This is a genomic window from uncultured Maribacter sp. (assembly GCF_947495965.1).
Classification (GTDB): Bacteria; Bacteroidota; Bacteroidia; order Flavobacteriales; family Flavobacteriaceae; genus Maribacter_B.
Genome location: NZ_CANMBB010000004.1, coordinates 17,012 through 30,747 on the forward strand (window position 1 = coordinate 17,012; position 13,736 = coordinate 30,747).

Genomic DNA, 13,736 nt, shown 5'->3' on the forward strand with positions numbered 1-13,736 from the left:
AATACCACTATACTTTTTACAAAGTAGAAAGTATAGTGGTAAAATATATTAGTTATCTGTTTCTGGGGATATGTATTTATAAACAACTCCTGCTAAAATAGCACCAATAATAGGAGCAACCCAAAATAGCCATAATTGCCCAGTTGCCCAACTGCCATCTGCAAAAATAGCCTGACTTGTACTTCTTGCAGGGTTTACAGAGGTATTTGTAACAGGGATACTAATTAAGTGAATTAAAGTTAAACAAAGTCCTATTGCTAAACCGGCAAGATATTTTGGGGCTTTAGAATGTGTTGTTCCTAATATTACAAATAGGAAAATAAATGTCATTACAATTTCTGTAATTAAAGCAGAAGCCATGGAGTAATTTCCTGGAGAGTGTTCTGCAAAACCATTTGCTGCAAAGTCACCAACTTCAAAACCTGGTTTTCCAGTAGCAATTACATATAAAATTCCTGCACCAGCAATGCCGCCTAGCACTTGCGATAGTATATATGGAACTAACTCTTTACCGTTAAAACGGCCTCCTATCCATAAGCCAATAGAAACCGCAGGGTTTAAATGACAACCAGAAATGTGCCCTATAGCATATGCCATAGTTACAACCGTTAAACCAAATGCAAGAGAAACTCCTACAAAACCAATTCCTAAATCGGGGAAACCAGCTGCTAAAACTGCGCTACCGCAACCACCTAATACCAACCAAAATGTTCCAATAAATTCTGCTATTAATTTTTTCATGTTTAATGTATTTAAGTTAATGATTACTAAATGTTTAGTGTACTTAAATATATGAAATTATATAATAACAATTATGGGCTAAGTAATAGGAGCTATTATTTTATTCTCCTAACTCAGTAATTTTTTTTTCGTAAAGTTTTTTACTTTCTACAACCGCAACATTAAGTTCTTGCATAATACCTTCTACTCTACCTTCTATACTTTTCATTTGGTCATTAATGTTATCAAAAGAATTAAGAGCAGCAGCAACCTCTAAGGCTTTTACAACTTCTACCGCATCGCCATGTAAAATTCTAAGCTTTCCTATTGCTTTAGAAGTATTTTCTAGGGTAGCATTATATTTTGTTTTTGCTTTATTAATAGCACTTAATAATGTTTTTTTACTTGTTTCATCACTAAGGCTATTGGTTTGCTTTTCCATTGCTCCAAAAAGGTTAGAAGCTTTGGTTTTTAAATCTTCGTACTCTTTATTTAGATTTTCTACGCGTTTATTTACTTTTTCCCAATCCCCATATACTTTTGCAAATTCTTTGTCTTCATTTTTTGTGTCTTCTAATGCACTTTTTAAGGCATTTAAAGATTCTAGTCCTTTGTTAACATTTTTGTTTGCGTTAGACTTTTTCTTTTCAAAAGTGGAAACTTGCGATTTAAACTTGTCTTTTAAACGTATTAAATCTTCCGGGCTTTTATTTTTCCAACAAGAAACAAATAGTAAAGAAATTAGTACAATACAGAATGATTTTTTAAACATGGTTTGTGTTTTATTATTAAAGAATGCAAAGTTCGGTTAAAATTAATTAATAGGGTAAAATAGGTAATATTGTTAAAAATAATGCAAGTTTTTAGATTAGGGTAAGCAATGAGCATATTATTATATTGATAACAAACAGCTTTTTAAATTATATAATTAAAATAAAAAAGGGATATATTTTTTAAAAATGACAAATATCATATTCTTTGGCTTAGATATCATCTAGTTTTATTAAGAATAAAATTAGTGAGTTATGGAAGTCAAAAAAAACCCAAAAGCAGATTTAAATAGAGACAGTGGCCTCTTTTTTGTAATAGGCCTAACTATAGTATTGTTTGTAACTTGGAGAGCCTTGGAATACAAAACATATACTAAAAATGACGTAATTGTTGAGATGCTTAATGTTGCAGATGATTTGGAAGAAGAAGTACCGCAAACAAAAGAATTAAGAGCAGAATTACCACCACCACCGCCTGCTGCTCCAGAAATTATAGAGATAGTAGAAGATACAGAAGATATAGAAGAAACTATAATAGAAAGTACAGAATCTAGTGAAAATACTATAGTAGATTCTCCAATATTAAATGTAGATGATGTTGAAGTAGGCGATGAAATAGAAGAAGAAATAATAGTTCCTTTTGCAGTTATAGAGAATGTGCCTATTTTTCCAGGATGCGAAAAGTATAAAACAAATGCAGAACGTAAAAAATGTTTTGCAGAAGGTATACAAGCACATGTGATAAAACAATTTACATACCCAGAGAGTGCAGCAGATATGGGTGTAAAAGGAAGAGTTTTTGTTCTTTTTGCTATTAATAACAAAGGATATATAACTGGAGTAAAAACTAGGGGTCCAGACCCAAGATTGGAAAAAGAAGCTAGCCGTATTGTTACTACTTTGCCAAGAATGACACCTGGAATGCAAAGAGGAAAAGCTGTTAAAGTACCTTATAGTATCCCTATCAATTTTGTTTTAAAATAAAAATATTAAAGATTATTGGTTTGGTAATGAGATAATTTTTGAGGTCCTTCTAAAACTATTCTAACAATTTGTAAAGTGCCATCTTCTTTTGTAGCAATTTGCCATTTTATTAAAACTATTTTGCCATTTTCAATTTCAATACCTGTAATACTTCTAGGATGAACACAACTACCATCATTAAAAAAGGGAATGTCTCCTGGTTCTGGAAAACGGGGTCTATGTGTATGGCCAACAACAGTAATTTTTAGATTATTTTTTAATATCCATTTTTTTATTCTTTTCTCAACTTTTATAAGCTCGGTATAGTTTTTTGCCGGGCTTGTTGGGTCTGCAATACCCCATATTTGTAGTGGTTTCCAAAGTACACGCACTAGGAACCTGCCCCAGCGCCAAAAAATATAATTCCACCAATCTGCTTGATGTCCATGAGTTAAAAAAATCTCTTGGTTAGTTTCTTTATGTTTTAATACAACGGCTTCATTATAAACAATGTCTTTAAAAAGCTCTTTATCTTCTGCATCAATAGGTTCAAAATAACTAGATAAATGCTTTTTTACATATTCAGGGTCTTTATAAACCATATCATGGTTTCCCCAAATCATATGTAATCTATTAGTTAAATGAAATTTTTTAAGAAGTTTAAAAATACTTTTATGAGCTTCAAAAATAGATTTAAAATGCATATTCTCCCATAACTCATCTCCATCTCCTAATTCACAATAATTAAACCCCTCTCTGTAATAATGGCTTAGTGCGTGGTAATATATATTTCTGTTATTTGCAAAATCATCTGCAAAACTATTATCTCCTCTATGACAATCACTAAATAGTATAAATTTTGAAGAATCATCAAAAGGGACAATTTTCGCATTTTTATAAGCTTTTGTTAATCTAGAAAAAGAAGACATAGTATTAATTTTAGATAAATATCCGAAAAACTAGTTAAGAACACCCTTTTTTAACATAGTTAAAGCCTGTGTTTTTTGTAATTTTGTACGTAAATAACCGACATAAAGGGATATGATAAAAACTCTAGACAAATTAATGCCCATAAAGCATGTTATTAGTTTTAACAAGCTTTTAATGCGTTATGAGGAAATAGAAAAAGGAGATGATGCATTTTTGTCTGCTAGAGCTTCTCATATTTTAAAGACTCAAGAACCATTTCCTGAGCTTAGAGATGGTTTTACAGATGTATCTCTATTACTAAAACACAGAGATATTATAAAAATAATTTTACAGGATACCTTTTCTGAAGTGTTAACAGGGAATGAAATAAAAGTAGCCTCTTTACCATACAACAATGTAATTTTTAATTCTTCTAAAAGGTTCCAGAATATACTAAGAGATGCTGGGAAAGATTACGAGCCATCTATAAGTAATATAGATAATGGTAATGATTATATAATGGCCTGTATTATTATTTTAAATTTTTACTACGGTTATAAATTAGATTTTAGAAAGCCATTTTTTTATAATATACCAGATAAAAGTGGTGTTATGCACCATTATAGAATACTTTATAATGCCGATTTTTTAGAAATACTACCTACTGAGAAAGCTAAGGAAATTACTAGAAAAGATGTAGATGAGCTTTTGGCAAACCCTGATAATATAGCATTATGGATGGAAAAGATACCTCCCGGAAGTTTTATTTCTAAAGGCTTTGTTATTTCTAATATGTTTGATGTTACTACGGAGCATTCTATATCTCAAATAAAATCACAATTAATAGCTAGTGATAAAAGAGGAAACGAAAATTTTATAGATGATTTACAAGAAATTTTTAGATCATTTTTTAGGTTACCAGATATAGAAGTTGGTTTTGTAGTCTATAATTCTAGAGACAACCTATTAGAGCCAGTATATGGTAATAATGTAAAGAGCTTTATATTAAATGGAAAGAGTGCTGCAGATTGTAAAGATATACTTTGTGAAGATTCATATTCTAAACTACTTAATGAAAGTAGCTATTTTACAATTCCTAACCTTGACGAGTTTAATAAAGCTACAAACGGAGCCGCACCATATGAAGTTCTTAATAAACAGGGAGTAAAAAGTGTAATTTTTGCACCAATTGCATCTGATGGAGAATTACTAGGTGTTTTAGAAGTAGTTTCTAATAAAAAGAATGTACTTAATGGTGTTAATGCTAATAGGTTAGATGATATTATGCCATTTATAGTATCTGCGGTAGTAAGATCTAAAAACGAAGAAGAAAATTATATTGATGCAATCATACAAAACGAATGTACTTCTGTACATTCTTCTGTGTATTGGAGATTTAGAGAAGAGGCAAAATTCTTTATTAAAGACCAACTAGAAGGTTTGCAACCTTCCTTTAAAGAAATTACTTTTAAAGATGTATTTCCACTTTATGGGCAAATAGATATAAAAGATTCTTCTAAGGCAAGAAATGATGCTATTCAGAAAGATTTACTCATACAACTTACACAAATTAGTAAGGTTCTTGAAAGTACTTGGCAAAAATATAAATTACCAGTTTATGAGGAGTTATTATTTAGAGTAACAAACCATTTAGATAGCATAAAAGAAATGCTCTATACCAACAGTGAGCAATCTATTTTTGATTTTGTTCAAGAAGAAATAGTTCCTGTTTTTAATCATATTAAAAATTTAGATAAAGATCTTGAAAAAAAGGTCATAGAATATGAAAACGGAATAGATTTAGAAACTAATTCCTATTACGATCATAGAAAACAATATGATGATAGCGTAACTTTAATAAATAAAAAATTAGCATCTGTATTAGATAAAAAACAAGTTGAAGCACAAGAAATGTTTCCGCATTATTTTGAAAGATATAAAACAGATGGTGTAGAGCATAACATGTATGTTGGGGCTTCTATTTCCCAAGATAAGGAGTACAATAATATATACCTTAATAATTTAAGATTGTGGCAATTACAGGCAATGTGCGAAATGGAAAATAGGCACTACCAATTAAAAAAAGAATTGCCAGTTCCTTTAGATGCTGCTTCATTAATATTAGTACATAATTCCTCTTTATCTATTAGATTTAGGATGGATGAAAAAAAGTTTGATGTAGATGGTACTTATAATGCACGTTATGAAGTAATAAAAAAGAGAATAGATAAATCTTACATAAAAGGAACAAGCGAAAGGCTAACACAAACAGGAAAAATATCTATTGTTTATTCTCAAAAGAAAGACGAGTTAGAGTATTTAAGATATATTAAATTTTTAAAGTCTAAAGGATATTTTACAGACAAAGTAGAAATAGTAGAATTAGAAGGCTTGCAAGGTGTTTCTGGACTTAAGGCAATACGTGCAGAGATTTTATATAAAACAGATAAGTCTTCTAAAAAAACATATACCTACTCAGATTTAATGGAAGAGTTAAAAGAATAAAGTATATTTTTTAGGCCTAATTAGCTATAGGTACAAAGTATTTAAAAGAGATAGCAAAACCTATAACTGAAACTACCATTCCTATCATAAAAATGGTATACGTCCACCTTAAAATTTTGTACTTTTTATTTAAAACTAATCCAAGAAAATATAAATCCTTGGTCAAAGAAGAATAGATATAATCTTTGTCTTTAACTAGCTCATTAATTGCCCATTCATATTGCTCTAATTTCATTTTATGAAAATTACCAAAAAATAAAAGGTTTACTTTTTTTTGTTTTACATCATCTTCGGTAAATTCTCCACTAGTAACATTAGGTCTAGTAGCTAAAACAGCCAAAACCATAGAAATTACACTAAAAATTACAAAAATTATAGTAGGGTAAATTAAATAGCTATTAGAAGGGTTATCTAATTTAGGAATAAGATTAGATAGTGCTAAAGAAATAATAATAGCATTAACAGACAGTAAAATATTTGCTTTAGTATCTGCAATGTTACTAAGGGTTATATGGTTTTTTAGCGTAACTCTATATAAGGTTTGTATACCTCTATCTGGGCTTTCACTTTTATAAGAGGCTTTTAAAGCTTCTTTTTTAGCAATAGCTTTGTCTTCCTTTTTTTCTTTAATAAGCTTTTTTAAATTTTTGTCTTTTTTTGGCTGCCAGTTTTCTATAGCATAATCTGTATAATACCTATGTTCATTTCTAAACATTTTAATATTTAGATTTAACCATTCTCTGTAGGTGTATGTGGCAATGTTTAGTAAACGAAGTTCTTCTCTTAAAAACTCAGAAGTTTCTAAATAACTACTTTGTGCAAAATGAGAAGCATCTGCATCTCTAAGAATTTTTTCTTGTAAAGTTTCAGGAATAGCAAAGCGTTGTGTTGCCATTATACATTGGCTAACTTTTTCTAATAATTCTGGATTATAGTTTTGAGTATTTAGAAAATCTCTTGCAATTTTACAACTATTTTCCTCATGGTTGTCTTTACCTAGAGTATAGCCAGTATCATGTAACCATGATGCTATAATTAGAACTTCTTTTTCCGTTTCAGGTAAATCGCAGGAATCTAATAATTCTTTAGTACTTTTAACCACTCGTTGAGTGTGGCGTAGATTATGATAAAGGTAATTGGCATCCAGTTTATTAGATAATAATTCTTCGACAAAATGTTGTGTTTTTTCAATTATTCCTGTCATAATCCTAAACTATAATATTTTTACAAAGTACAAATTTTATATTGAAGAGCATAGTTATGAAAAAATATTACTTAGGATTACTATTTATGATAGTTTTGGGAAGTTGTGCTACAAAAAAAGAAAAGTATGCTAGCATGGATAGTGCTATAGATGTATCTACAAATAAAGAAATATCGCATACCTTTTATTTAATAGGAGACGCAGGTTTATCTCCAGAAAATAAGCTTAACCCCACCTTAGAATTATTTAAAGAAAGACTAGAAAAAGCGGAAGATAATAGCACCGTTTTATTTTTAGGAGATAATATTTACCCTGCAGGTTTACCAGATAAAAATAAAGATGTAAAAAATTATAAGATTGCTAAAAACCATTTAGATGCGCAATTAAAAACACTTTCTAATTATAAAGGCAATACAATTTTTATTCCTGGAAATCATGATTGGTATAATGATGGATTAAAAGGCCTAGAAAGAGAAGAAAAATACATACAAGATGCATTAAATAGTAAAGAAGTTTTTTTTCCTGAAAATGGTTGCCCTATAGAAAAAATAGAGATTAATGAGAAGGTTGTAGTAATAGCAGTAGACTCTCAATGGTATTTAACTAATTGGGATAAACACCCAACAATGAATGATGATTGTGAGATTAAAGATCGTGAAAAGTTTTTTCAGGAATTAGAAGGACTAATTAAGAAGAATGAAGATAAAACCACTATAATTGCTATTCATCATCCAATGTTTAGTTATGGTATACATGGCGGGCAAACATCTTTTAAAAAGAATATATATCCAGGGCATACAAGAATTCCACTTCCAATATTAGGCTCTTTTATTAATGTTTTGCGAAGAACAACAGGGGCTTCTGTGCAGGATATGAACAATCGTAAATACAGAGAGTTAAGAAAAAGGATAGTAACTTTAGCGCAGTACTCCGATAAAGTTATTTTTGCTTCTGGTCATGAACATACATTGCAGTACATAGTAGAAGAAAATATACCTCAGATAGTAAGTGGTTCTGGGGCTAAAGAAGAAGCCTCTAAGTTATTAAATGGTGCTAAATTTTCTACAGGTAAAAATGGGTATGCGGTTTTAGAGGTGTATAAAGATGGCTCTTCTAGAGTACGTTATTATGGCATTTCTGAAAAAAACACAGAGAAATTTTTATATACTTCAGAAGTTTTGCCATCGCAAAGAAAAGAAAATAAAAGAGCATACAACACCTCTTTTCCTCCTTTAGTAGAAGCTTCTATTTATAGTAAAGAAGAGGTAGAGAAATCTAAATTTTACACATGGTTTTGGGGAGAACGTTATAGAGAAATTTACGGACAAAAAGTAACAGCTCCTACAGTAAATTTAGATACTTTATTTGGGGGGTTAAAAGTAATAAGAAAAGGAGGTGGTCATCAATCTAAATCATTACGACTAGTAAATAGTAAAGGTCAAGAATATGTTATGCGTGCCTTACGTAAAAGTGCCGAAGTTTATTTACAAGCAGCAGCTTTTAAAGACCAATATATAATTGGTGATTTTGAAAATACGTATATACAAAAAACACTTTTAGATTTTTATACGGGATCTCATCCTTATGCTCCTTTTACTATTGGGACCTTGTCTGATGCTGTAGACATATACCATACAAATCCTGTATTATATTATATTCCTAAACAACCAGCAATTAAAGAATATGCAGATGAGTTTGGAGATGCATTATATATGATAGAAGAGCGCACAGATGATAATCATGGAGATCAAAAAAGTTTTGGTTACGCTAATAAGATGAAAAGTACAGATGACTTACTCAAAAAATTAAGAAAAGACGAAGATTTTAAAATAGATAAACAAGCTTATGTAAAAGTTCGCCTTTTTGATATGCTTATTGGAGATTGGGATAGGCATACAGACCAGTGGCGTTGGGCAGAATTTAAGGATAATGAAACTGGAGAAACTATATATAAACCTGTGCCTAGAGATCGGGATCAAGCTTTTTCTATTATGGGAGATGGGGCTTTTATGAGTTTTGCAACAAGAGGAATACCTGCGTTACGTTTAATGGAGGGTTTTCACGAAGAAATAAGAAATGTAAAAGGGTTTAATGGTTCTCCAATGACATTTGCTTTAGATATGACTTTGTTACCAGAAACAACGTTAGATTTATGGTTGCAACAAGCTAAATATTTACAAGAAAATATTACAGAAGAAGTAATAGATAAAGCTTTTTTAAATTTCCCAGAAGAAGTACGAGGAGAAAAAACTAAAGAATTAAAGAGTATTTTACTTTCGAGAAAGAAAAATATTGTAGAAACAGCTAAAACATATTACAATTTGTTAAACAAGTTTTCTACAATTACGGGTACAGATAAGGATGATTATTTTACTATTACAGGGCAAGAGAATAATAGTATAAGGGTAGAAGGGCATAGGATAAAAAAAGGAAAAAAAGGAAAACAGTTTTTTAGCAAAACATATACTAAAAATATAACTAAAGAGATTTGGATTTATGGTTTAGATGATGATGACTATTTTGATATAAAAAATGTCACAAAGAATATGCCTAAACTACGTATTATTGGTGGGCAAAATAATGATGTATATGATATAAAAAATAGTAAGGGAGTTTATCTTTATGACAATAAACTTAAAAAGAATACTTTAAAAAATACTAAAAGAGCAAAAGTACGTTTCACCAAAGATTATGAAACCAATACTTACCAACCTATAAAATATAAAACTAGTAATAACCAATTAATACCTACAATTGGTTCTAATCCAGATGATGGCTTTAGATTAGGAGTCTCTAACACCTATGTTTATAACGGACTTAGACAAAACCCATTTACAAGAAGGCATATTTTAAATGCACAATTTTATTTTGCAACAAATGGTTTTGATCTAGCTTATAAAGGAGAATTTGCAAATTTTATTGGGAAAGTTAATTTAGAGGTATTAGCAAAATTAACCAGCCCAAATTTTAGTGTTAATTTCTTTGGTTATGGTAATGATACAAACAACTTTGATAACGATTTAGAATTAGATTATAACCGTGTAAAATTAGAAACTTTTAAAATTTCTCCATCCTTAGTTTGGAGAGGAGAAATGGGTTCTAAACTTAGAGCAGGGATAGCATATGAATCTATTGAGGTAGAGGAAACACAAAACAGATTTATAAATACATTTTTAACATCTGCTAATATTGATAATAGTAAAAGTTTTGTAGGAATAGATGGGGAATATTCCTATAGTAATTTAGATAATAAAGCGTTTCCTACTATGGGGATGGCAACATCATTACGTGCAGGTTACACAACAAGTGTAGATGGTAAAGCAGATAGTTATGGGTTTGTTATACCAAGTATTTCTTTTGACTATAAATTGGTTTCTAGTGGCCGTTTGGTACTTGCAACAAAATGGAAAGCTCATTTTAATATAGGAAATGGGTATGAATTTTATCAAGCAGCAAGTATTGGGGGTATAGATGGGTTACGTGGTTTTAGAAACCAAAGGTTTACTGGGAAAACTGCGTATTATCAAAATACAGATATTAGATATAATTTAAGAAAAATGAAAACAGGAATAATGCCTATTACTATAGGGGTTTATGGTGGCTATGATTATGGTAGGGTATGGTTTCCAGGGTTAAGTTCTAACCAATGGCATACTTCTGCTGGAGGTGGGTTTTTCTTAAATGCTTCGGATGTTGCATCAGCTAAGTTTGCTCTTTTTAATAGTGAAGATGGCGTTCGCTTCTCTTTTGGAATAGGGTTTGGTTTCTAAATGTTATTTTAGTTTAAAAGAATACATATTTCTTCCAGTAGGCCCTTTTTTTTCATCAGATAGTAATAAGGTACTCTGATTTAAAAAACAAACAGATTCTAATTGGTTTGTAGATTCTAAATCTATAGTCTCTACTTTTCCTTTAGAAAAATTAGCATCTTTAAAATCGGTTATAATAAATAACTTTCCATAGCTTAATAAAACCAATTTAGAGCCATCTGGAGCTAAATCTGCAGAGGTTATCTGGCATGTGTTCCAATCATCACAAAAATTTAATGTATCTACTAATTGGGCTTTATGATTTCCTGCAATAGAAGGTATTTTGTATACAAAAGCTTCTCCGTTAAATGGGTGCGAACGGTTTTTAGTGATTAAATATAAAAAGTTGTTGTAATAAAAAATAGCCTCAGCATCATAAAATAAATGACTTTTTTTAGGAGGAAATTTTTCTTGTTCAGGATAATAAAAATGTATTGCTTCAGCATCAATTTTGTCTCCTTTTTCTATTTCAGGATTTGGGATTTTATATATAACTAAATCTTTACGTTTATTATCATTATTACCAGTATCTGCAATATAAACATTGCCTTTATCGTCTTTAGTAAGGTCTTCCCAGTCTTTATTTTTTCGTTTTTTAACTTCTAGTGTTTTTGTGATTTTGCCTTTAAAATTTGTTTGATAAATTTTATTTTTATTTCCACTATCTTCCACAAACCAGGCGTGGGTTTCAGAGAAAGATACAATACCAGAATTTTCACTTAATTCTTTTGGTAGCTCGGTAATTAAAACTAGTTTGCTAGAATTATTGCAAGTATTTAAGCTAAAAATTGTAATAAGAAAAACTAGAAACTTTAACATTGCACTGTTTTTTTTAGGATAACATACCCAAAGTTAAATTATAAAATAGAGAAGGGCTTTAGTTTCTACTTTGTTTAACATCAATTTATACAAGTTTGTGATAATTTTAGTTTTTAAATAAGATGTTTTTAAGATAGACTTGCTTTATAGAGAACTAAAATAAAAATGGGATAAGTGAGTATACTCACTTATCCCATTTTTATTAAACTATTTTTGTATTAGTTCCAGAACATAGCATAAAGAGCTACTAAGACAATCATTACGGCAAAAGAACCAATAGTAAATAAAGAAGATGTTTTAAATATATCTCCAGAAAGGTTGATTCCTTTTTCGTCGTCTTTTCCATTATTCTGCATATAACTTAATACAGCAATAACTAACATCGTTAATAAAGTAGTATATCCCATTTGATCCATGAAAGGAACATCTACAAATAAAGCACTTGTAGACCAACCATTAGGAGCTACTTTAAAGTACATAGCAATAGGAATAGAAACTAATGCTCCAATAATGGCAGCTTTGTTTGTTGTTTTTTTCCAGAATAGCCCTAAAAGAAATACCCCAAGAATACCAGGACTTACAATACCTGTATACTCTTGAATAAATTGAAAAGCTTGGTCTATTCCTCCAAGTAATGGAGCCATAATAGAAGCAATAATTAATGCAACTGCAGCAGAAATTCTACCAACATTCACGGTTTTTTTATCACTAGCATTCTTATCAATATATTGTTTATATATATCCATTGTAAAAATGGTAGATGTTGAGTTAAGCATAGATGCTAAAGAAGAAACAATAGCAGCAGCAAGTGCAGCAAAAGCAACCCCTTTTAATCCTGTAGGTAAAAATTGTAATAACCATGGGTATGCTTTATCGGCTTGTTCTAAAGAAGGTAAATTCTTTAAACCAGCTTCTCCAAGGCTAGCCAAAATTTCTGGGTCGTTAACCATTACGTAAGCTGCAATACCAGGTAAAACAACTATAACAGGTATTATTAATTTTAAAACAGCTGCCATAAGAATACCTTTTTGAGATTCCTTTAATGATTTAGCTGCAAGTGTTCTTTGTATAATATATTGGTTAAAGCCCCAATAGTAAAGGTTTGCTACCCATAAACCACCAACTAGTACTCCAATTCCTGGTAGGTTTTTGTATTGCGGGTTAGATTTATCTAAAATCATAGCAAATTTATCAGGAACAGCATTATATACAACTTTTACACCTTCAATAACTCCTTCGCCACCAGATACGGTATTTAAAGCAAGGTATGTAGTTACTAAACCACCTAAAACTAAAAATACTACTTGTATTACATCTGTCCATGCTACAGCAGATAATCCTCCGTATAAAGAATATGCAGCAGCAAATAATGCTAGCCCTATAACACCATAAACCATTGGTATTCCCATAATAGTTTCTAAGGCTAAAGAACCTAGGTATAGAACAGAAGCTAAGTTTACAAAAACATATAGTGCTATCCAGAATACAGCTAATATGGTTTTTAAGTTAGTAGAGAATCTTTTTTCTACAAATTCAGGAATTGTGTATAATCCTTTTTCAATAAAAATAGGAAGAAAATATTTTCCAACTATAATTAAAGTAAGTGCTGCCATCCATTCATAGGAGGCAATTGCTAAGCCTAATGCAAAACCGGAACCAGACATTCCAATAAACTGTTCCGCAGAAATGTTCGCAGCAATTAATGATGCGCCTATTGCCCACCAAGGCAAAGATTTACTTGCTAAAAAATAATCTTCAGCGTTTTTTTGATGGCCTTTTTTATCACGAGATACCCAAAGGCCCACTCCTAAAATTAATACAGCATATGCAGTAAAAATAAAATAATCCCAAAATTCAAATGCAGTGGTCATAATTTCTTGTTTGGTTGTTAAATTGTTTAAAAATTATATAAGTGTTGAGGCTTATATAAAAAGGGTAATAAACGTACAATATACGGTTAATATTAATAATGGTAAAAATTAAGCGATTTAATTAACATATTGGCCTTTTTTTTAACTTTTTTTATGTCAATTCATA

At 30.4% G+C, this 13,736-nt stretch carries 9 protein-coding genes; 3 read left to right on the forward strand and 6 right to left on the reverse strand.

Annotated elements, in window-relative coordinates:
* Positions 1-48: 48 nt before the first annotated feature.
* The gene (gene aqpZ / locus Q0820_RS09560) at positions 49-741 is read right to left on the reverse strand and encodes an aquaporin Z (RefSeq protein ID WP_298487325.1); all 693 of its coding nucleotides are present in this window, start codon (positions 739-741) and stop codon (positions 49-51) included.
* Positions 742-841: 100 nt separating this feature from the next.
* Positions 842-1,492, reverse strand: coding sequence for a hypothetical protein (locus Q0820_RS09565; protein WP_298487327.1), 651 nt, complete (start codon positions 1,490-1,492; stop codon positions 842-844).
* A gap of 253 nt (positions 1,493-1,745) precedes the next feature.
* Here Q0820_RS09565 and Q0820_RS09570 point away from each other — a divergent pair, with 253 nt between their 5' ends.
* Entirely contained in the window at positions 1,746-2,474 is a 729-nt protein-coding gene (locus tag Q0820_RS09570; protein WP_298487329.1) for an energy transducer TonB, read from the forward strand.
* 5 nt (positions 2,475-2,479) lie between these two features.
* On the opposite strand, the gene Q0820_RS09575 is transcribed toward Q0820_RS09570, so the two are convergent.
* Positions 2,480-3,382, reverse strand: a complete 903-nt coding sequence (locus tag Q0820_RS09575) for a metallophosphoesterase (RefSeq protein ID WP_298487330.1) — start codon at positions 3,380-3,382, stop codon at positions 2,480-2,482.
* A gap of 112 nt (positions 3,383-3,494) precedes the next feature.
* Between Q0820_RS09575 and Q0820_RS09580 the strand changes: the two genes are divergently transcribed.
* Complete coding sequence (locus Q0820_RS09580; RefSeq protein ID WP_298487332.1) at positions 3,495-5,867, forward strand: GAF domain-containing protein; 2,373 nt, start codon at positions 3,495-3,497, stop codon at positions 5,865-5,867.
* A gap of 16 nt (positions 5,868-5,883) precedes the next feature.
* Here Q0820_RS09580 and Q0820_RS09585 read toward each other — a convergent pair whose 3' ends face one another.
* The gene (locus Q0820_RS09585) at positions 5,884-7,071 is read right to left on the reverse strand and encodes a Pycsar system effector family protein (RefSeq protein ID WP_298487334.1); all 1,188 of its coding nucleotides are present in this window, start codon (positions 7,069-7,071) and stop codon (positions 5,884-5,886) included.
* A gap of 56 nt (positions 7,072-7,127) precedes the next feature.
* Here Q0820_RS09585 and Q0820_RS09590 point away from each other — a divergent pair, with 56 nt between their 5' ends.
* On the forward strand, positions 7,128-10,841 hold the full coding sequence (locus Q0820_RS09590) for a metallophosphoesterase (RefSeq protein ID WP_298487335.1): 3,714 nt from the start codon (positions 7,128-7,130) through the stop codon (positions 10,839-10,841).
* Positions 10,842-10,844: 3 nt separating this feature from the next.
* Here the strand turns inward: Q0820_RS09590 and Q0820_RS09595 are convergent, their stop codons facing one another.
* Both Q0820_RS09595 and Q0820_RS09600 read right to left on the reverse strand, forming a co-directional pair.
* Positions 10,845-11,699: a hypothetical protein gene (locus tag Q0820_RS09595; RefSeq protein ID WP_298487337.1), complete on the reverse strand. Its 855-nt coding sequence runs from the start codon at positions 11,697-11,699 to the stop codon at positions 10,845-10,847.
* Positions 11,700-11,917: 218 nt separating this feature from the next.
* Positions 11,918-13,570 carry a sodium/sugar symporter gene (locus tag Q0820_RS09600; RefSeq protein ID WP_298487339.1) on the reverse strand — a complete coding sequence of 551 codons (1,653 nt, stop codon included), beginning with the start codon at positions 13,568-13,570 and terminating at the stop codon, positions 11,918-11,920.
* Positions 13,571-13,736 lie beyond the last annotated feature (166 nt).

Coding starts and splice junctions, on each gene's coding strand:
- aqpZ (WP_298487325.1), bottom strand. CDS start 741: ATGAAAAAATTAATAGCAGAATTTATTGGAACATTTTGGTTGGTATTA.
- Q0820_RS09565 (WP_298487327.1), bottom strand. CDS start 1,492: ATGTTTAAAAAATCATTCTGTATTGTACTAATTTCTTTACTATTTGTT.
- Q0820_RS09570 (WP_298487329.1), top strand. CDS start 1,746: ATGGAAGTCAAAAAAAACCCAAAAGCAGATTTAAATAGAGACAGTGGC.
- Q0820_RS09575 (WP_298487330.1), bottom strand. CDS start 3,382: ATGTCTTCTTTTTCTAGATTAACAAAAGCTTATAAAAATGCGAAAATT.
- Q0820_RS09580 (WP_298487332.1), top strand. CDS start 3,495: ATGATAAAAACTCTAGACAAATTAATGCCCATAAAGCATGTTATTAGT.
- Q0820_RS09585 (WP_298487334.1), bottom strand. CDS start 7,071: ATGACAGGAATAATTGAAAAAACACAACATTTTGTCGAAGAATTATTA.
- Q0820_RS09590 (WP_298487335.1), top strand. CDS start 7,128: ATGAAAAAATATTACTTAGGATTACTATTTATGATAGTTTTGGGAAGT.
- Q0820_RS09595 (WP_298487337.1), bottom strand. CDS start 11,699: ATGTTAAAGTTTCTAGTTTTTCTTATTACAATTTTTAGCTTAAATACT.
- Q0820_RS09600 (WP_298487339.1), bottom strand. CDS start 13,570: ATGACCACTGCATTTGAATTTTGGGATTATTTTATTTTTACTGCATAT.